Source organism: Micromonospora sp. NPDC049523 (assembly GCF_040676775.1).
GTDB lineage: Bacteria > Actinomycetota > Actinomycetes > Mycobacteriales > Micromonosporaceae > Micromonospora_G.
In genome coordinates, this window is sequence record NZ_JBFAPP010000005.1 from 255,249 (window position 1) to 273,999 (window position 18,751).

At 69.3% G+C, this 18,751-nt stretch carries 17 protein-coding genes; all 17 read left to right on the plus strand.

Annotation, left to right across the window (positions count from 1 at the left end; genetic code table 11):
- Positions 1 to 65 precede the first annotated feature (65 nt).
- Positions 66 to 1,256, plus strand: a complete 1,191-nt coding sequence (mqnC, locus tag AB0J90_RS09925; RefSeq protein ID WP_363594090.1) for a cyclic dehypoxanthinyl futalosine synthase — start codon at positions 66 to 68, stop codon at positions 1,254 to 1,256.
- 397 nt (positions 1,257 to 1,653) lie between these two features.
- Positions 1,654 to 2,817, plus strand: coding sequence for an LPXTG cell wall anchor domain-containing protein (locus AB0J90_RS09930; RefSeq protein WP_363594092.1), 1,164 nt, complete (start codon positions 1,654 to 1,656; stop codon positions 2,815 to 2,817).
- Between the two features lie 163 nt (positions 2,818 to 2,980).
- Positions 2,981 to 3,691, plus strand: a complete 711-nt coding sequence (locus AB0J90_RS09935) for a demethylmenaquinone methyltransferase (protein ID WP_363594376.1) — start codon at positions 2,981 to 2,983, stop codon at positions 3,689 to 3,691.
- A 105-nt stretch (positions 3,692 to 3,796) separates the two neighbouring features.
- Positions 3,797 to 4,303 (plus strand): hypothetical protein, encoded by a 507-nt coding sequence (locus AB0J90_RS09940; protein ID WP_363594094.1) that lies wholly within the window; start codon positions 3,797 to 3,799, stop codon positions 4,301 to 4,303.
- A 148-nt stretch (positions 4,304 to 4,451) separates the two neighbouring features.
- Positions 4,452 to 5,729 (plus strand): geranylgeranyl reductase family protein, encoded by a 1,278-nt coding sequence (locus tag AB0J90_RS09945; protein ID WP_363594096.1) that lies wholly within the window; start codon positions 4,452 to 4,454, stop codon positions 5,727 to 5,729.
- Between the two features lie 94 nt (positions 5,730 to 5,823).
- Complete coding sequence (locus AB0J90_RS09950) at positions 5,824 to 6,189, plus strand: NADH-quinone oxidoreductase subunit A (RefSeq protein ID WP_363594098.1); 366 nt, start codon at positions 5,824 to 5,826, stop codon at positions 6,187 to 6,189.
- Positions 6,190 to 6,202: 13 nt separating this feature from the next.
- Complete coding sequence (locus AB0J90_RS09955; protein WP_326561448.1) at positions 6,203 to 6,877, plus strand: NADH-quinone oxidoreductase subunit B family protein; 675 nt, start codon at positions 6,203 to 6,205, stop codon at positions 6,875 to 6,877.
- Positions 6,874 to 7,608, plus strand: a complete 735-nt coding sequence (locus AB0J90_RS09960; protein WP_363594100.1) for an NADH-quinone oxidoreductase subunit C — start codon at positions 6,874 to 6,876, stop codon at positions 7,606 to 7,608. Before AB0J90_RS09955 ends, AB0J90_RS09960 begins: the two co-directional genes overlap by 4 nt.
- Positions 7,608 to 8,933, plus strand: coding sequence for an NADH-quinone oxidoreductase subunit D (locus tag AB0J90_RS09965; RefSeq protein WP_363594102.1), 1,326 nt, complete (start codon positions 7,608 to 7,610; stop codon positions 8,931 to 8,933). Before AB0J90_RS09960 ends, AB0J90_RS09965 begins: the two co-directional genes overlap by 1 nt.
- Complete coding sequence (gene nuoE / locus AB0J90_RS09970) at positions 8,933 to 9,925, plus strand: NADH-quinone oxidoreductase subunit NuoE (RefSeq protein ID WP_363594104.1); 993 nt, start codon at positions 8,933 to 8,935, stop codon at positions 9,923 to 9,925. The genes AB0J90_RS09965 and nuoE overlap by 1 nt, the downstream gene beginning before the upstream one ends.
- Positions 9,922 to 11,238: an NADH-quinone oxidoreductase subunit NuoF gene (gene nuoF, locus AB0J90_RS09975; protein WP_363594105.1), complete on the plus strand. Its 1,317-nt coding sequence runs from the start codon at positions 9,922 to 9,924 to the stop codon at positions 11,236 to 11,238. The genes nuoE and nuoF overlap by 4 nt, the downstream gene beginning before the upstream one ends.
- Positions 11,238 to 13,724: an NADH-quinone oxidoreductase subunit G gene (locus tag AB0J90_RS09980; RefSeq protein WP_363594107.1), complete on the plus strand. Its 2,487-nt coding sequence runs from the start codon at positions 11,238 to 11,240 to the stop codon at positions 13,722 to 13,724. Before nuoF ends, AB0J90_RS09980 begins: the two co-directional genes overlap by 1 nt.
- Positions 13,721 to 15,079: an NADH-quinone oxidoreductase subunit NuoH gene (nuoH, locus tag AB0J90_RS09985; protein WP_363594109.1), complete on the plus strand. Its 1,359-nt coding sequence runs from the start codon at positions 13,721 to 13,723 to the stop codon at positions 15,077 to 15,079. Before AB0J90_RS09980 ends, nuoH begins: the two co-directional genes overlap by 4 nt.
- 1 nt (position 15,080) lies before the next feature.
- Positions 15,081 to 15,671: an NADH-quinone oxidoreductase subunit NuoI gene (gene nuoI, locus AB0J90_RS09990; RefSeq protein WP_363594112.1), complete on the plus strand. Its 591-nt coding sequence runs from the start codon at positions 15,081 to 15,083 to the stop codon at positions 15,669 to 15,671.
- Positions 15,668 to 16,438, plus strand: coding sequence for an NADH-quinone oxidoreductase subunit J (locus AB0J90_RS09995; RefSeq protein WP_363594114.1), 771 nt, complete (start codon positions 15,668 to 15,670; stop codon positions 16,436 to 16,438). The genes nuoI and AB0J90_RS09995 overlap by 4 nt, the downstream gene beginning before the upstream one ends.
- A complete protein-coding gene (gene nuoK / locus AB0J90_RS10000; RefSeq protein ID WP_326561439.1) occupies positions 16,435 to 16,734 on the plus strand; it encodes an NADH-quinone oxidoreductase subunit NuoK in 300 nt (99 codons plus the stop codon). The genes AB0J90_RS09995 and nuoK overlap by 4 nt, the downstream gene beginning before the upstream one ends.
- 12 nt (positions 16,735 to 16,746) lie before the next feature.
- Positions 16,747 to 18,687 (plus strand): NADH-quinone oxidoreductase subunit L, encoded by a 1,941-nt coding sequence (gene nuoL / locus AB0J90_RS10005; RefSeq protein WP_363594116.1) that lies wholly within the window; start codon positions 16,747 to 16,749, stop codon positions 18,685 to 18,687.
- The last annotated feature ends 64 nt before the right edge of the window (positions 18,688 to 18,751 follow it).

Here is an 18,751-nt window from a genome sequence, read left to right on the forward strand (position 1 = left end):
TGATCGGGGCCGGTGGGCGGCACCATCCGGGCGGCTGTCCGGCCCGGCCACGTACGCTCGGAGCTGTGACTGGGAGCCGCGAGATCGACAACATTCTCCAGCGCGGTGCCGACGGCGGGCGGATCACGCCCGAGGAGGCGCTGCTGCTCTACACCGAGGCGCCGTTCCACGCCCTCGGCGAGGCCGCCGACGCCGTACGCCGACGCCGGTACCCGGACAACATCGTGACCTACCTGATCGACCGCAACATTAACTACACCAACGTCTGCGTGACGGCCTGCAAGTTCTGCGCCTTCTACCGGGCGCCGAAGCACGCCGAGGGCTGGACCCACCCGACCGAGGAGATCCTGCGCCGCTGCGGCGAGGCGGTCGAGCTGGGCGCGACGCAGGTCATGCTCCAGGGCGGGCACCACCCCGACTACGGCGTGGAGTACTACGAGGAACTCTTCTCCTCGGTCAAGGCCGCGTACCCGCAGCTCGTGATCCACTCGATCGGGCCGAGTGAGATCCTGCACATGGCGAAGGTGTCCAAGGTCTCACTCGACGAGGCGATCAGCCGGATCAAGGCAGCCGGACTGGACTCCATCGCCGGTGCCGGCGCCGAGATGCTGCCCGACCGGCCGCGCAAGGCGATCGCCCCGCTCAAGGAGTCCGGGCAGCGCTGGCTCGAAGTGATGGAACTCGCCCACCGTCAGGGGGTCGAGTCGACCGCCACGATGATGATGGGCACCGGCGAGACCAACGCCGAGCGGATCGAGCACATGCGGATGATCCGCGACGTGCAGGACCGTACCGGCGGGTTCCGGTCGTTCATCCCGTGGACGTACCAGCCGGAGAACAACCACCTCAAGGGGCGTACGCAGGCGACGACGCTGGAGTACCTGCGGCTGATCGCGGTGGCCCGGTTGTTCTTCGAGACCGTGCCGCACCTGCAGGCGTCCTGGCTGACCACGGGCAAGGAGGCGGGGCAGCTCGCCCTGCACATGGGCGTGGACGACCTGGGCTCGATCATGCTGGAGGAGAACGTCATCTCCTCCGCCGGAGCCCGGCACCGGTCCAACCTCCAGGACCTGATCTGGATGATCCGTTCCGCCGGTCGGATCCCGGCCCAGCGGGACACGCTCTACCGTCACCTGGCGGTGCACCGTACGCCGGCCGAGGACCCGCACGACGACCGTGTGGTGTCGCACTTCTCCTCGATCGCGCTGCCCGGCGGAGGGGTCGGCAAGCAGCTGCCGTTGGTGGAGGCGAAGTAGCCGTACGGTCGGTGCGACACACCGGTTCGGGTGGACTCCTGTTCGGCAAGGCCGATCAATCGGGACAATCCTGAACCCGCTGCGCCGCAGGTCATAACGGATGTATCACTGGGGTAGCGGCGGATCGGCAGAGATCGCTAACGTCGGTTACAGGTCCCGCGTTCCCGGGACGACATCCCGAATCTCCTGCCCTCCGCCGCGATCGTGTCGACCGCGACGGCGGCTCACTTCGTACTCCATCGGCCCAGCGGGGCCGTCCACATAACGCACGGCGGTACGGGCGGGGTGCTTCGGCACCCCGCCCGTACCGTGTTCACCGCCAGATTTTGTTGTTTTCCCAGGTGAAACGCGATTGGTCAGGCGCGTCGCGTCGGGTATTTGACTACAGTACGCACTCATGCGAACACACCTTTTCCTGGCCGCGCCGGCCTGTGCAGCCCTGCTACTCGTACTCGGGCTGGCCGTCGCCTCGCCGGTGTTCGCCGCCATACCCTCGTCCGACGACGTCGACCTGGCGATTTCCCTCGACGGCACCACGTTGACCAACCGAGCCCAGCACAAGGTCGCCACCGCGACCGTGACCAACCGGAGCGCCACCACCGCCCACGGTGTCCGGGTGCGCTACTCCGGCCGGGTGGACAGCGAAGTCATCAACCCCAGCAGCGTCGCCTTCTGTCCACCGTCGGCAAACAGTCCTGAACCGGGCCCACCGACCTCGGCACCCTCGCTGGAGGTGACGGTCGACGGCGAGTGCACCCTGCCGGATCTCGCCCCCGGCCAGTCGACGCGGCTGACCAGCGCCATCGTCCGATCGGCACACGGCGTGGGCCCGGTCGGTCAGGTGACCGTACGGGTCTGGCACGGTGGCACCGACCCGGTCGGTGACAACAACTCGGCCACCGCACCGATCACGTTTGCCGAGGGTGTCCCCGACCTCTACGCCCGGGCCTGGGACGGGCCGGCGGACCGGACCGGTGCGATCAGTCCGGCAGCGCCCGGAAGTGTCGGCGACCTCCGGTTCGAGATCGGCAACCACGGGACCGAGCCGGTCAGCGGGATGGTGGTCACGGTCGGCCTGCCGGCGCACGTGACGTTCGCCGATGACCGGCCGGGGTGCACGTACGACACGGAGCGGCGCAACGCCACCTGCGCGTACCCCGATCTGTCGTTGGTCACGGCGGAGGCGGACCGCGACCCGGACGACCTGAACTACTCGGCGCTGCGTTTCCGGCACCCGCTGTTGGTGGACCCGTCCGCGCCCGCACCGGCCCGGTTGGGCGGTGGCCGGCTCGACGTCGAACCCCTGCTCGCCGGTCAGGTCCCGCCCCCGATGGACCTGCCCGAGGACATCACCGGCCTGGTCGCCACCGACCTCGACAGCACCGACGACAGCGACCGTTTCACCGTGTCGACCGCGGCCCGCGCCGGCACCAGCGGTGGCCTCCCGCAGACCGGCTCACCCACCGCCCTACTCAGCACCCTCGGCCTGGGCACCCTAGCCACCGGCAGCGGCCTCCTCCTCCTGACCCGCCGCCGCCACCACCCCCTCCTCACCCCCTAACCCCACCCCAAGATCCGCACTCTTGTAGAGAAACGAGATCCGCACTCTTGTAGAGAAAGAGGGCCTATTCCGTCGCGGATACGCCCTTTTTCTCTACATGAGGCGCGTCCGGGGTGGGGTGGGGGAGGAGGGCGCGGGAGGGTGGGTGGCAGAGTTGTACGGCGTGACTCGTACCCCGCACGGACAGCGCGCGAGCCTGGACAAGCAGCCGCATGAGGTGGCGGCGATGTTCGACGGCGTGGCATCCCGGTATGACCTGACCAACACGATCGTCTCCTTCGGGCAGGACCGGGGCTGGCGCCGGGCCACCCGCGCCGCCCTCGGGTTGCGTCCGGGTGAGCGGGTGCTCGACGTGGGCGCCGGCACCGGGGTTTCCACCGAGGAACTGGCCCACTCCGGCGCGTACGCGGTGGGGCTCGACCTCTCGATCGGGATGTTGCAGGCTGGCCGGCGGACCCGACCGTACGTGCCGTTGCTGGCCGGTGACGCGCTGCGGCTGCCGTTCCCGGACCGCTCGTTCGACGCGGTGACGATCTCGCTGGCGCTGCGCAACGTGGTGGACACCGAGGCGGCGCTGCGCGAGATGGCCCGGGTGACCCGTCCGGGTGGGCGGCTGGTGGTCTGTGAGTTCAGTACGCCGACCAACCCGGTCTTCCGTACCGTCTACCTGTCGTACCTGATGCGGTCCCTGCCGGCGGTGGCGCGGACGGTGTCGAGCAACCCGGACGCGTACGTCTACCTGGCGGAGTCGATCCGGGCCTGGCCGGACCAGGCCGGGTTGGCCGCGCGGATCGCCGCGTCGGGCTGGGGTCGGGTGGGCTGGCGCAACCTGACCGGCGGCATCGTGGCGCTGCACCGCGCCGTCCGCGAGTAACCGGCTCAGATCGGTACAGCCGGTCAGATCGGCACAGCCGCGCCCGGATGGGCAACATTTCGCGTTTCGTCCTTTTCGTGCTCTCTCGGGCAGTACGCTGCGCAAATGGCGGGGGCACAGCGGCAGCCGGACGGCGACGACTGGTCGGCAGCGGCGGAGCACGGCGCGCCGGCCGACACGGACGCGGCCGAACTGATCGCACAGATCCGGCAGTTGGCCGCCGACGCCGACCCGGCCGGCGTACGGCAGGTGGTCGCCGAGGTGCTCTCCGCGCTCGACCGGGCGGCCGGCGGCGCTCTGCGCGAGCAGCTGCCGAACGGTCTGCCGGGCGCGACCGGATACGACGGGCCGGCTGATCGCCGAGAGGGCGCCGATCCGGCCCGGGGTGACGACAACCTCGCGGGGCGGGCGGAGCCACCGGTCGATCTCCCAGACGGGTACGAGAACGCCCCGGTCGATCTGCCGGCCGGTGCCGAGGACGCGGAGTCGACCTCGTCGGCGGAGACGGACGGCCCACCGGCCAACAGGTTGACCGGGCAGGACGAACCGCCGGTGACACTGTCCGATCTGGAGGCCGCCGGGTCCGAGGAGCGTCCCACCGGATCGGGTTGATCCGACCGTCCCGCTTCCCCGGGAGGCTCACCGCGCCCACCTCGGGAAGTTAGGTTCACCTAACCCGCTGGCACCCTTAACGCGGTCTTAGACTCCTCCCGAACTAGCTTGTGAAGCATTTCACGAGCACCTCGGGAAGGAGGCGCTGATGGCCACGGTCGAGTACGACGCGGACGTCATCGTCGTCGGCGCCGGACCGGGTGGTTCGACCACCGCCTACCACCTGGCACGGCACGGACTGCGGGTGCTGCTGCTGGAGAAGACCGAGTTCCCGCGCGAGAAGGTGTGCGGCGACGGCCTCACTCCGCGCGCGGTCAAGCAGCTGATCAGGCTCGGCGTCGACACCTCCGCGGAGGCCGGCTGGTTGCACAACCGCGGCCTGCGGGTGATCGGCGGCGGGATGCGGCTGGAGCTCGACTGGCCCGACCTGGCCAGCTTCCCCAACTACGGCCTGGTCCGCACCCGGCTGGACTTCGACGACCTGCTCGCCAAGCAGGCGGTGGGCGCCGGAGCCGAGTTGCGTACCGGCGTCAACGTCACCGGGCCGGTGCTGGACGCGACCGGCCGGGCGATCGGGGTCAGCGGCGAGTCGGGACCGGGCAAGGAACCGGTGACCTTCCACGCGCCCCTGGTCGTGGCCGGCGACGGCGTCTCCGGTCGACTGCCGCTCGCCATGGGCCTGGCCAAGCGCGAGGACCGGCCGATCGGCGTGGCGGTACGCCGTTACTACAAGTCACCGGCCAAACACGACGACAACTATCTCGAGTCGTGGCTCGAACTGCGCAGCCGGGACTCGGGCGACAACCTGCTCCCCGGCTACGGCTGGATCTTCGGCATGGGCGACGGTCGGGTCAACGTCGGTCTCGGCGTACTTAACTCGTCGTCCGCGTTCGGCAAGACCAACTACCGCCGGATGCTCACCGACTGGCTGGCCAACACCCCGCCCGAGTGGGGCATGACCGACGAGACCAACGCCGAGGGCCCGATCCTCGGGGCCGCGCTGCCGATGGGCTTCAACCGGGTGCCGCACTATACCCGCGGGGTGCTGCTGGTCGGCGACTCCGGCGGCATGGTCAACCCGTTCAACGGCGAGGGCATCGCGTACGCGATGGAGTCCGGCGAACTCGCCGCCGAGGTCATCGTCCAGGCGCTGGCCCGCGCCGAGGGACCGGACCGGGAGCGGGCGCTGGCCGGCTACCCGGCCGAGTTGAAGGCCCGCTACGGCGGTTACTACCGGCTCGGCGGGATCTTCGTGAAGCTCATCGGCAATCCGCAGATCATGCGGATCGCCACCAAACACGGCATGCCGCACCCGACCCTGATGCGGTTCGTCCTGAAACTGCTGGCCAACCTGACCGACCCGCGCGGCGGGGACGCGATGGACCGGGTGATCAACGCGATGACCAAGGTGGCACCAGCGGTGTGAGCAGCGGCCCCCCGGGCGAAGGCGCCCGGAGGACTGTGAATAGTGTGAATTTTGTTAATGACCGAGGGCAGGGAAGGACGAGCAGGAGAAAACGATGTCGCTCTCGCCTTACGTACCCATCATCGGGCTTCTCGCCCTCGCCGCGGCGTTCGCGCTGTTCTCCGTCGGCGCCGCGCGGTTCGCCGGTCCGCTGCGCTACAACAAGGCCAAGCTCGAGGCGTACGAGTGCGGCATCGAGCCGAGCCCACAGCCTCCGGGCGGTGGTCGGTTCCCGATCAAGTTCTACCTGACCGCGATGCTCTTCATCATCTTCGATATCGAGATCATCTTCCTCTACCCGTGGGCGGTCGTGTTCGACTCGCTGCCCATCTTCGGCTTCGTGGAGATGGTGCTGTTCATCGTCGCGGTCTTCGTCGCGTACGCCTATGTCTGGCGGCGCGGCGGCCTGGACTGGGACTGAGGGAGGACGTCAGATGGGTATCGAAGAGAAGCTCCCCGCCGGTGTCCTGCTCACCTCGGTGGAGAAGCTGGTCAACTGGTCCCGCAAGTCGTCGGTCTGGGGTGCCACCTTCGGCCTCGCCTGCTGCGCCATCGAGATGATGGCGGCCGGCGGCCCGCACTACGACATGGGCCGCTGGGGCATGGAGGTCTTCCGCGCCTCGCCGCGCCAGGCCGACCTGATGATCGTCGCGGGCCGGGTCAGCCAGAAGATGGCCCCGGTGCTGCGCCAGATCTACGACCAGATGGCCGAGCCCCGGTGGGTGCTGTCGATGGGCGTCTGCGCCAGCAGCGGCGGCATGTTCAACAACTACGCGATCGTGCAGGGCGTCGACCACATCGTCCCGGTCGACATGTACCTGCCCGGCTGCCCGCCCCGGCCGGAGATGCTGATCGACGCGATCCTGAAGCTCCGCGAGAAGATCATGCACGAGCCGCTCGGCCCGAACGGCCGCAAGATGCTCGAGGCCCGGCAGGCACGCGGTGACGTCCCGGTGGTGCCGTACGGCTCGATGCCGTCGTCGTACCGGTCCGACAAGGCCCGGCGGGCCGAGTGGACGCAGGCGGTTCGCGAGGGCCGCGAGGAACAGCTCCGGATCGAGAACTGGATGAACGCACAGAACCACATCACCGGGGGTGTCAAGCCGTGACCACGCCCAGTGACAAGCCCGGCAACGGCGTACCGGTGGCCGCGCCCCCGGTCGGCGCGACCAGCGGCGCCCCCGCCGAACACCCCCCGGCCAGCCCGGCCGGACAGGGCATGTTCGGCATCCACGGCTCCGGTGACACCTCCGGCTTCGGCGGCCTGGTCCGCCGGCACGTCGGCCTGGTCGACAGCCCCCGGCCGTACGGCGGCTACTTCGACGAGGTACGGGACGCGCTCGAAGAGGCGTACCCGGCGTTCGCCGACGCGATCGAGAAGATCGTGGTCGACCGGGGCGAGCTGACCCTGCACGTACGACCGGAGCGGATCGCCGAGGTCTGCCAGGTGCTGCGCGACGACCGGGCCCTCCGGTTCGAACTCTGCTCCTCGGTCTCCGGCGTCGACTACCTCGGCACCGACGACCGCCGGCTGCACGTGATCTACGAGCTGACCTCGATGACCTACCGGCGCCGGATCCGGCTGGAAGCCGCCGTGACCGCCGAGGACCCGCACCTGCCGAGCGTCACGGCGGTCTACCCGACCGCGGACTGGCAGGAGCGCGAGGCGTACGACATGTTCGGCATCGTGTTCGACGGCCACCCCGGCCTGACCCGGATCCTGATGCCGGACGACTGGGAGGGACACCCCCAGCGCAAGGACTACCCGCTCGGTGGCGTGCCGGTCGAGTACAAGGGCGCCGAGATCCCACCGCCCGACAAGCGGAGGAGTTACCAGTAATGACCACTCCTGGATACGCGGCTGAGCGCGAGACCACCGAAGGCAGGGTCTTCACCGTCACCGGTGGCGACTGGGACACCGTGGTGTCCGGCCACGACCCGATCGCCGACGAGCGGATCGTGGTCAACATGGGTCCGCAGCACCCGTCCACGCACGGTGTGCTGCGGCTGGTGCTGGAACTCGAGGGCGAGACGGTCCGCGAGGCCCGCAGCGTCGTCGGCTACCTGCACACCGGCATCGAGAAGAGCCTCGAGTACCGCAACTGGGTGCAGGGCTCGACGTTCGTGACCCGGATGGACTACCTGGCCCCGATCTTCAACGAGACGGCGTACAGCCTGGCCGTGGAGAAGCTGCTCGGCATCACCGACGACATCACCGAGCGGGCGACCACCATCCGGGTGCTGATGATGGAGCTGAACCGGGTCGCGTCGCACCTGGTCTGGCTGGCCACCACCGGCATGGAACTCGGCGCCATCTCCATCATGCTGTACGGCTTCCGCGAGCGTGAGTACATTCTCGACATCTTCGAGATGGTCACCGGCCTGCGGATGAACATGGCGTACGTCCGCCCCGGCGGAGTCGCCCAGGACGTGCCGGACGCGGCGATCGTCAAGATCCGCGAGTTCCTCGACATGATGCCGAAGCGGCTCAAGGAGTACGAGGACCTGCTCTCCGGGCAGCCGATCTGGATCGAGCGGACCAAGAACGTGGCCGTGCTCGACGTGACCGGTTGTGTCGCGCTCGGCGTCACCGGTCCGGTGCTCCGCTCGGCCGGACTTCCCTGGGACCTGCGCAAGACGATGCCGTACTGCGGCTACGAGACGTACGAGTTCGACGTGCCGACCTCGACCGACGCCGACGTGTGGGGTCGTTACCAGGTCCGGCTCGGCGAGATCCGCGAGTCGCTCAAGCTGATCGAGCAGGCGCTGGACCGGCTCCGGCCCGGCCCGATCATGGTGGCCGACAAGAAGATCGCCTGGCCGGCCCAGCTCGCCATCGGCGTCGACGGCATGGGCAACTCCCTCGAACACGTAGCGAAGATCATGGGTCAGTCGATGGAATCGCTGATCCACCACTTCAAGCTCGTCACCGAGGGCTTCCGGGTGCCGCCGGGCCAGGTCTACGTCGCGATCGAGGCGCCTCGCGGCGAACTGGGCGTACACGCGGTCTCGGACGGCGGGACCCGGCCCTACCGGGTGCACTACCGCGAGCCGAGCTTCGTCAACCTCCAGGCCCTCCCGGCAATGGCCGAGGGCGGTCTGATCGCGGACGTGATCGCGGGCGGTGCCTCTCTGGATCCGGTGATGGGTGGGTGTGATCGCTAGTGGCCTTCAGTGAAGAGACGTACGGGCGGGCGCGGGAGATCGTCGCCCGCTACCCGGCCGACCGGTCCCGCTCGGCCCTGCTGCCGCTGCTGCACCTGGTGCAGTCCGAGGAGGGTTACGTATCCCCGGCCGGCGTGTCGTTCTGTGCCGAGGTCCTCGGCCTGAACAAGGCGCAGGTCGGCGCGGTGGCGACCTTCTACACCATGTACAAGCGCCGGCCGACCGGTGACTACCTGGTCAGCGTCTGCACCAACACGATGTGCAACGTGCTCGGCGGGCAGAAGGTCTACGACGCCCTCTCCGAGCACCTCGGCGTCGGGCACGACGAGACCACCACCGACGGCACCATCACCCTCGAACACGCCGAGTGCCTGGCCGCGTGCGACTACGGCCCGGTGATGACGGTCAACTACGACTTCTTCGACAAGGTCGACCCGGACAGCGCGGTCGGTGTGGTCAACGAACTGCGTGCCGGCAACCGGCCCATGCCGACCCGTGGGGCCCGGCTCTGCACGCTCAAGGAGATGTCGCTGCAACTCGCCGGCTTCGCCGACGAGCGTGAGGGCGCGGTGGCCGACGGCCCGGCCGGCGACGCGACGCTGCGCGGGCTTCGGCTGGCCGAGCAGCACGGGATCTCGGTGCCGGGCTTCGACCCGAACACCCCGATCAAGAGCACGAAGGCCGCCGCCGCACCGGCACCGGCCACCACCCGCCCGGCCGCCGCCACCGGCACCACCGCACCGGACCTGCCGGCACCGGACCAGAAGTCGCCGCAGTTGCGTACCGCGGAGACCCGCGCGCCGGACGCGAAGACGCCGGCACCGGACGCGCCGGGGGTAGCCACCCCGGTCGACGGCGAACCGCCGGAACCGGCGGACGCCAAGGCCGCCGCCGATGCCGGCGCCGCCGCCAACAAGCCGGCCAGCGATGGCAAGCCGGCCGGTGACGACGCCGAGCAGCAGCAGCGTTCGTTGAAGGAGGCTCAATCATGAGTACGCCTCGGCCGGAGACGCTGGCGAAGCTGACCCCGGTGCTGACCAAGCGCTGGCTCTCGCCGGACGCCTGGAAACTCGACACCTACCAGAAGCTCGACGGATACGCCGCGCTGCGCAAGGCGATCGCCGCCCACCCGGACGACCTCATCCAGCTCATCAAGGACTCCGGTCTGCGGGGGCGCGGCGGCGCCGGCTTCCCCACCGGACTCAAGTGGGGCTTCATCCCGCAGGGTGACGGCAAGCCGCACTACCTGGTGGTGAACGCGGACGAGGGCGAGCCCGGCACCTGCAAGGACCTGCCGCTGATGACGCACGATCCGCACTCGCTGATCGAGGGCGTCATCATCGCGTCGTACGCGATCCGGGCCAACCGCGCCTACATCTACATCCGCGGCGAGGCGGTGCACGCCGCCCGGCGGCTGCGCAACGCGATCGCCGAGGCGAAGCGGGCCGGTTACCTCGGCACCAACATCCTCGGCTCCGGGTTCGACCTGGAAGTCGTGGTGCACAGCGGCGCCGGGGCGTACATCTGCGGCGAGGAAACGGCCCTGCTCGACTCGCTCGAGGGCTTCCGGGGCCAGCCCCGGCTGCGCCCGCCGTTCCCGGCCACGCACGGCCTGTACGCCTCGCCGACCGTGGTCAACAACGTCGGCACCATCGCCAGCGTGCCGTACATCGTGCTCGGCGGGGCCGACTGGTGGAAGAGCATGGGTACGGAGAAGTCGTCCGGCCCGATGATCTACTCGCTCTCCGGCCGGGTGGTCAACCCCGGTCAGTACGAGGCCGGCCTCGGCATCACCCTGCGGGAACTGATCGAGCTGGCCGGCGGCATGCTGCCCGGTCACGAGCTGCGGTTCTGGACCCCGGGTGGCTCGTCGACGCCGCTGCTCGCGGCCGAGCACATCGACGTACCGCTGGACTTCGAGGGAGTGGCGGCCGCCGGTTCGATCCTCGGCACCACCGCCACCCAGATCTTCTCCGACCAGGACTGCCCGGTCTACGCGACCTACCGGTGGCTGGAGTTCTACCACCACGAGTCGTGCGGCAAGTGCACCCCGTGTCGGGAGGGCAACTACTGGATGGTCCGGGTCTACCGCCGGATCCTCTCCGGGCAGGGCACCCAGGAGGACCTGGACACCCTGCTCGACACCTGTGACAACATCCTCGGCCGCTCGTTCTGCGGTCTGGGCGACGGCGCGACCAGCCCGGTGACCTCGTCCCTGCAGTACTTCAAGCAGGACTACCTCGACTACATCGAGGGGCGCACCGCGCCGAAGCTGTCGGACAAGCAGTTGGTAGGGGCGCACTAATGACCGATCTGAAGGCTGTCAACCCGGCCGGTGCCGTCGCGCCGGTCGAGACCGTGACCCTGACCATCGACGGCATCGAGGTGACCGCGCCCAAGGGCACGCTGCTCATCCGGGCCGCCGAGACGCTCGGCATCGAGATCCCCCGGTTCTGCGACCACCCACTGCTCGCGCCCGCCGGGGCGTGCCGGCAGTGTCTGGTCGACGTGGAGGGCCAGCGCAAGCCGGTCGCCTCGTGCACCCAGACGGTCGCCGAGGGCATGGTGGTCAAGACCCAGCTCACCTCTCCGGTCGCCAAGAAGGCGCAGGAGGGGATCATGGAGCTGCTCCTGGTCAACCACCCGCTCGACTGCCCGATGTGCGACAAGGGCGGCGAGTGCCCGCTGCAGAACCAGGCGATGTCGACCGGCCGCCCCGAAACCCGCTTCCACGAGACGAAGCGGGAGTACGAGAAGCCGATCAACATCTCCTCCCAGGTGCTGCTGGACCGCGAGCGCTGCGTGCTCTGCCAGCGCTGCACCCGGTTCTCCGAGGAGATCGCCGGAGACAAGTTCATTGACCTGATGGACCGCTCCTCCGGCGAGCAGATCAACGTCTACCGGGACGAGGTCTACGGCGGCGAGGGCGACGGCAGCGGCCGGGACGCGGGCGGGACCGGCGATGTCCCGTTCAACTCGTACTTCTCCGGCAACACGGTGCAGATCTGCCCGGTCGGCGCGTTGACCGGAGCCCAGTACCGGTTCCGGGCCCGCCCGTTCGACCTGGTTTCCACCCCGAGCGTGTGCGAGCACTGCTCCGCCGGCTGCGCCCAGCGCACCGACCACCGCCGGGGCAAGGTACAGCGCCGCCTCGCTGGTGACGACGCCGCGGTGAACGAGGAGTGGAACTGCGACAAGGGCCGCTGGGGCTTCCGCTACAGCACCGCCACCGAGCGGCTCACCCACCCGCTGATCCGGGACGCGAAGACCGGTGAGCTGCGCGAGGCCTCCTGGAGCGAGGCGTTCGCCTTCGCCGCCGAAGGGCTGCGGCTGGCCCGCGACGGCGCGTACGGGGTCGGGGTGCTCACCGGCGGCCGGCTCACCGTCGAGGACGCGTACGCGTACTCGAAGTTCGCCCGGGTTGCCTTGGGCACCAACGACATCGACTTCCGGGCCCGCCCGGTCGCCGCCGAGGAGACGCAGTTCCTGGCGAGCAACGTGGCCGGCGTGACCGACGTGACGTACGCCGACATCGAGCAGGCGTCCGCGGTGGTGCTGGCCGGGCTGGAGCCCGAGGAGGAGTGCCCGATCCTCTTCCTGCGGCTGCGCAAGGCGTACCAGAAGAAGGGCCTCAAGGTCTACGCGCTGGCGCCGTTCGCCACCCGTGGGCTGGAGAAGCTCGGCGCCAAGCTCGCCCGGGTGGTACCGGGTGAGGAGGCGCAGGTGCTGGCCGAGCACGACACGGTCGCCGACGCGCTGGGCAAGCCCGGCGCGATCCTGTTCGTCGGCGAGCGGCTCGCCTCCGTACCGGGCGGGCTCTCCGCCGCGGCCGCGGTCGCGGAGCGTACCGGTGCCAAGCTGGCGTGGGTGCCGCGGCGAGCGGGCGACCGGGGTGCGGTCGACGCGGGCTGCCTGCCCAACCTGCTGCCCGGCGGACGCCCGGTGAGCGACCCCGGCGCGCGGGCCGAACTGGCCGGCGCCTGGGACGTGGCCGCCGGGGTCATCCCGAGCCAGACCGGTCGGGACACCGACCAGATCATCGCCGCTGTCGCCGACGACAAGATCGGCGCGCTGGTGGTGGCCGGGGTCGACCCGGCCGACCTGGCCGACCCGCGACTGGCCGAGGAAGCCCTGGAGAAGGTCCAGTTCCTGGTCAGCCTGGAGATCAAGGGCGGACCGGTCACCCGGCGCGCCGACGTGGTCTTCCCGGTCGCCCCGGTGGTCGAGAAGGCCGGCAGCTTCCTCGACTGGGAAGGCCGGCTGCGCACCTTCGAAGCCGTGCTCGACACCACCGCGATGACCGATGCCCGGGTGCTCGACGCGCTCGCCGCACAGCTCGGCGTGAACCTCAACGCGGGCGACGTGAACAGCATCCGCCGCGAGCTGGGCGGACTGCCGGTGACCCGGGCCGAGCGCCCGGCCAGCCCGGCGGTCGAGCCGGCCGAGGCGGCCACCCTCGGTACGGACGAAGCGGTGCTCGCCACCTGGCACCACCTGATCGACCTGGGCACCCTGACCGAGGGCGACGAGCAGCTCGGCGGCACCGCCCGCCCGCCGGTCGTCCGGCTCGGCAAGGCGGCGGCCGAGGCGCTCGGCGTGGCCGACGGCGACGCGGTCACGGTCGGCACCGACCGGGGCGCGCTGACCCTGCCGCTGGAGATCACCGACATGCCCGACGGTGTGGTCTGGCTGCCGACCAACTCGCCCGGCTCGACGGTCCGGCGCAGCCTCGGCGCCACCTCCGGCGCGGTCGTCCGGCTGTCCACAGGCAGTGGAAGAGGTGCTCAGTGAGGCTCGATTATCTGGCCCAGGACCCGACCCTGGCCGACTTCGGCCAGGACACCTGGTGGCTGGTGCTGCTCAAGGTTGTCCTCGCCTTCGTCTTCGCGGTGCTCGCCACCCTGCTCGGGGTCTGGTTCGAGCGCCGGGTCGTCGGCCGGATGCAGGTCCGCCCCGGTCCGAACCAGGTGGGCCCGTTCGGACTGCTGCAGACCCTCGCCGACGGTCTCAAGATGGCCTTCAAGGAGGACATCCTGCCGAAGGCGTCGGACAAGGTGGTGTTCTTCTTCGCGCCGACCATCTCGGTGATCAGCGCGGTCACCGTGATCTCGGTGATCCCGTTCGGACCGATGGTCAGCATCTTCGGTGAGCGGACGCCGCTGCAGGTCACCGACGTACCGGTGGCCGTCCTGGTGATCCTGGCCTGCTCGTCGATGGGCATCTACGGCATCGTGCTCGGCGGCTGGGCCTCCGGCTCGACCTACCCGCTGCTCGGTGGGCTCCGGTCCAGCGCCCAGATGATCTCGTACGAGGTCGCGATGGGACTCTCCATCGTCGCCGTCTTCATGACCGCCGGCACCATGTCGACCAGCGGTATCGTCGCCGCCCAGTCGGGCAACTCGGCGGCGAGCTGGGACATCTTCGGCTGGCACCCCACCGCGCCGAGCTGGTACGCGATCCTGCTGCTACCGAGCTTCATCATCTTCTTCATCGCGGTGGTCGGCGAGACCAACCGGGCACCGTTCGACCTGCCCGAGGCCGAGTCGGAGCTGGTCGCCGGCTTCATGACCGAGTACAGCTCGCTGAAGTTCGCGCTCTTCATGCTCTCCGAGTACGTGGCCATGGTGAGCATGTCGGCGGTGACCGTCACGCTCTTCCTGGGCGGCTGGCGGGCACCCTGGCCGATCACCTTCTGGGACGGTGCCAACTCCGGCTGGTGGCCGCTGCTCTGGTTCCTCGGCAAGGTCGTCCTGCTCGTCTTCGTCTTCGTCTGGCTGCGCGGCACGCTGCCCCGGCTCCGGTACGACCAGTTCATGCGGTTCGGCTGGAAGGTGCTGCTGCCGATCAACCTGGTCTGGATCCTGGCGCTGGCCGGCATCCGCTCGGTCGACGGCCGCGGCGCGACCGACCGCTGGATCATCTTCGGTGTGGTCCTGCTGGTCCTGCTGCTGATCGTGCTCTTCTGGCCGAGCCGGAAGCCGGAACCGACCGAGACCCTGCAACAGCAGGTGCGTAACCGGCCCACCGGCAGCTTCCCGCTGCCGCCCATGGACCTGCAGGTCCCGCCGAGTCCGCGGCTCAAGCGCGCGGTCGCCGAGCGGGAGCCGGCCAACGTTGTTGCCGGCGCGGACGAGAAGGAGGTGTGACGTGGGCGCGATCTCGGGCACGTTCAAGGGTTTCGGGGTCACCTTCTCGCACATGTTCAAGAAGGTGGTCACCACCGACTACCCGTTCAAGCCACCGGTCTCCGCTCCCCGCTACCACGGGCGGCACATCCTCAACCGGCACCCGGACGGGCTGGAGAAGTGCATCGGCTGCGAGCTGTGCGCCTGGGCCTGCCCGGCGGACGCGATCTACGTGGAGGGTGGCGACAACACCGACGAGCAGCGCTTCTCGCCCGGTGAGCGGTACGCCAGCACCTACCAGATCAACTACGCCCGGTGCATCTTCTGCGGGCTCTGCATCGAGGCCTGCCCGACCCGCTCGTTGACCATGAGCAACGAGTACGAGTTGGCGCGGGACAACCGGCAGGACCTGATCTTCACCAAGGAACAGCTGCTTGCTCCGCTGCTGCCCGGCATGGAGCAGCCGCCGCACCCGATGCGGCTCGGGGACACCGAGAAGGACTACTACGTCGGTGCGCTGACCAATCCGGGTACGTCGGCCGGCGCCGAACGGGCGCCCTGGTCGGAAACCCGCACGGTGGACGGCTCCGGCGCGACTGGAGACACGAAATGACGACGCAGACGGTGCTCGCCGCAGCCGGTGACGTCTCCACCGGCGAGGCGGTGACCTTCTGGATCCTCGCCCCGCTCGCCCTGATCGGCGGAATCGGCATGGTCGCGGCCCGCAACGCCGTGCACTCGGCGCTCTGGCTGGTGCTGACCATGCTCTGCCTGGGCGTGTTCTACGTGCTCCAGGCCGGTCCGTTCATCGGCATGGTGCAGATCATCGTCTACACCGGCGCGATCATGATGCTGTTCCTGTTCGTGCTGATGCTGGTCGGCCGGGACGCCTCGGACTCGCTGATCGAGACGCTGCGCGGCCAGCGGGTCGCCGCGATCGCCCTCGGCCTCGGCTTTGCCGCGCTGGTGGCGACCGGGGTCTACCGGGCCGTACACGGCACGACGGTGGTCGGGCTGGACGAGGCGAACGCCGACGGCAACGTCCAGGGCATCGCCTCGCTGCTGTTCACCAAGTACGTCTTCGCCTTCGAGATCACCTCGGCGCTGCTGATCACGGCGGCGGTCGGGGCGATGGTGCTGGCTCACGTCGAGCGGCGCAAGGGCGAGCGGATGGACCAGGTGGCGACGATGAAGGCGCGCTTCGCACCGGGTAACTACCCCGGCCCGAAGCCCGGCCCCGGTGTCTTCGCCACCTCGAGCTCGGTCGCCACCCCCGGCCGCCTGCCGGACGGAACGCTCAGCGAGCGCAGCGTGCCCGAGATCCTTCCGACGCGGGAGATGACCACGTCGGAGACCGCGCTGAAGGGGACCGAGAAATGAGTCCTGACTACTACCTGGTCCTCGCCACGGTGCTGTTCACCATCGGCGCGGTCGGGGTCCTGATCCGACGCAACGCGATCGTGCTGTTCATGTGCGTCGAGCTGATGCTGAACGCGGCCAACCTGGCGCTGGTCACCTTCAGCCGGATCAACGGCGACCTCAACGGCCAGATCATGGCGTTCTTCGTGATGGTGGTCGCCGCGGCCGAGGTTGTCGTCGGGCTCGCGATCATCATGTCGATCTTCCGGACTCGACGCTCCGCGAGCGTCGACGACGCCAACCTGCTGAAGTACTAAAGGGGCCCTGGAGTGGAAGAGACTGTGGAGTACGCCCAGGCCACGGGGCTACTGAGCAGCGTGTGGCTGCTGGTGGCCATCCCGCTGGCCAGCGCGGCGATCCTCCTGCTGCTCGGCCGGCGGGCCGACCGGTGGGGTCACTGGCTTGGCGTGGCGAGTATCGGTGCCGCCTTCGTACTTGGCCTGACCTATTTCTTCCAGCTGCGCGGCCTGGACAACAAGTCCGTCGAGAGCAGCCTCTGGGAGTTCATCTCGGTCGGCAATTTCAAGGTCGACTTCGGCCTGCTCTTCGACCCGCTGTCCGGGGTCTTCGTGCTGCTGATCACCGGCGTGGGTTTCCTGATCCACGTGTACGCGGTCGGCTACATGGAGCACGACCCGGGCCGGCGTCGGTTCTTCGCGTACTTCAACCTGTTCGTCGCCGCGATGCTGATGCTCGTGCTCGGCAACAACTACGTGATGCTCTACTTCGGCTGGGAGGGCGTCGGTCTGGCGTCGTACCTGCTGATCTCGTTCTGGTACGGGCGGCCGTCCGCGGCCACCGCCGGTAAGAAGGCGTTCCTGATGAACCGGGTCGGCGACGCCGGCCTGGCGATCGCGATCTTCATCATGTTCGCGTCCTTCGGCACCACCCAGTACAACGAGGTCTTCAACGGGGTGATCGGCGGCATCGACGCCGGCTCGCTGGCCGGCAGCACCGTACTGGTGATGGGGCTGCTGCTCCTGCTCGGCGCGGCCGGCAAGTCCGGTCAGTTCCCGCTCCAGGCCTGGTTGCCCGACGCGATGGAGGGCCCGACCCCGGTCTCCGCCCTGATCCACGCAGCGACCATGGTGACCGCGGGCGTCTACCTGATCGCCCGGTCCAACCCGATCTTCTCCGCCGACCACACGCTGCAGACCGTGGTCGTCAGCGTCGGTGCGCTCACCCTGCTGATGGGCTGCATCATCGGCGCCGCCAAGGACGACATCAAGCGGGTCCTGGCCTGGTCGACGGTGAGCCAGATCGGCTACATGTTCCTCGGCGTCGGGCTCGGCGGCGGTGCGTACGCGCTGGCCATCATCCACCTGCTGGCGCACGGCTTCTTCAAGGCGAACATGTTCCTCGGCGCCGGCTCGGTCATGCACGGCATGAAGGACCAGGTCGACATCCGCCGCTTCGGTGGTCTGGCCAAGTACATGAAGATCACTTGGCTGACCTTCGGCGCCGGCTGGCTGGCGATCATCGGCATGTTCCCGTTCTCCGGGTACTTCTCCAAGGAGCCGATCATCGCCGCCGCGTTCGAGCGGCACGGCTGGACCGCCTGGCTCTACGGCGGTGCCGCCCTGCTCGGCGCCGGTCTGACCGCGTTCTACATGACCCGGCTGTTCGTGCTCACCTTCCACGGCCCGAAGCGCTGGACCGATGACATCGAGCACCCGCACGAGTCGCCCGCGGTGATGACCATCCCGCTGATCCTGCTCGGCATCGGCTCGCTCGGTGCCGGTGCGCTGCTCGCCACCTCGGTGCCGGACTGGCTGGCCCCGGCCGTGCTGCCGGAGGCCGAGGAGGGCGTACACGGTGTGCTCTCGCACGGCGTCATCACCGCGCTGTCGCTGATCCTCACCGTGCTCGGTGCCGGACTCGCCTGGCTGCTGTTCCGCAACGGCACCGCGCTCCAGCAGCAGCCCGTCGGACCGGTGGTACGGGCCGCGCGGCGCAACCTCTACACCGACGCGTTCAACGAGGCGGTCTTCGAAAAGCCCGGCATCTTCCTCACCCGGGCCCTGGTCTACCTCGACAACCGCGGCATCGACGGGCTGGTCAACGGACTGGCCGCGGCGGTCGGCGGCGGCTCCGGCCGGCTGCGCCGGCTGCAGACCGGGTTCGTCCGGTCGTACGCGATGTCGATGCTCACCGGCGCCCTGCTGGTGGTGGCGGCGTTCCTGGCCCTGCAGATGGGATGGCTGGCATGACGAACATTATTCGGTCCGTCGGCTCGAACGGACCGTGCGCTAACAACGCAGGAAAGGCCGAATA

Excerpts from the sequence above, each read along its gene's own strand:
- AB0J90_RS09940 (WP_363594094.1), top strand. The coding sequence starts at position 3,797 with ATGGCGGGGGCACAGCGGCAGCCGGACGGCGACGACTGGTCGGCAGCG.
- AB0J90_RS09995 (WP_363594114.1), top strand. The coding sequence starts at position 15,668 with ATGACGACGCAGACGGTGCTCGCCGCAGCCGGTGACGTCTCCACCGGC.
- AB0J90_RS09955 (WP_326561448.1), top strand. The coding sequence starts at position 6,203 with ATGGGTATCGAAGAGAAGCTCCCCGCCGGTGTCCTGCTCACCTCGGTG.
- nuoF (WP_363594105.1), top strand. The coding sequence starts at position 9,922 with ATGAGTACGCCTCGGCCGGAGACGCTGGCGAAGCTGACCCCGGTGCTG.
- AB0J90_RS09930 (WP_363594092.1), top strand. The coding sequence starts at position 1,654 with ATGCGAACACACCTTTTCCTGGCCGCGCCGGCCTGTGCAGCCCTGCTA.
- nuoK (WP_326561439.1), top strand. The coding sequence starts at position 16,435 with ATGAGTCCTGACTACTACCTGGTCCTCGCCACGGTGCTGTTCACCATC.
- AB0J90_RS09965 (WP_363594102.1), top strand. The coding sequence starts at position 7,608 with ATGACCACTCCTGGATACGCGGCTGAGCGCGAGACCACCGAAGGCAGG.
- AB0J90_RS09980 (WP_363594107.1), top strand. The coding sequence starts at position 11,238 with ATGACCGATCTGAAGGCTGTCAACCCGGCCGGTGCCGTCGCGCCGGTC.
- AB0J90_RS09950 (WP_363594098.1), top strand. The coding sequence starts at position 5,824 with ATGTCGCTCTCGCCTTACGTACCCATCATCGGGCTTCTCGCCCTCGCC.
- AB0J90_RS09945 (WP_363594096.1), top strand. The coding sequence starts at position 4,452 with ATGGCCACGGTCGAGTACGACGCGGACGTCATCGTCGTCGGCGCCGGA.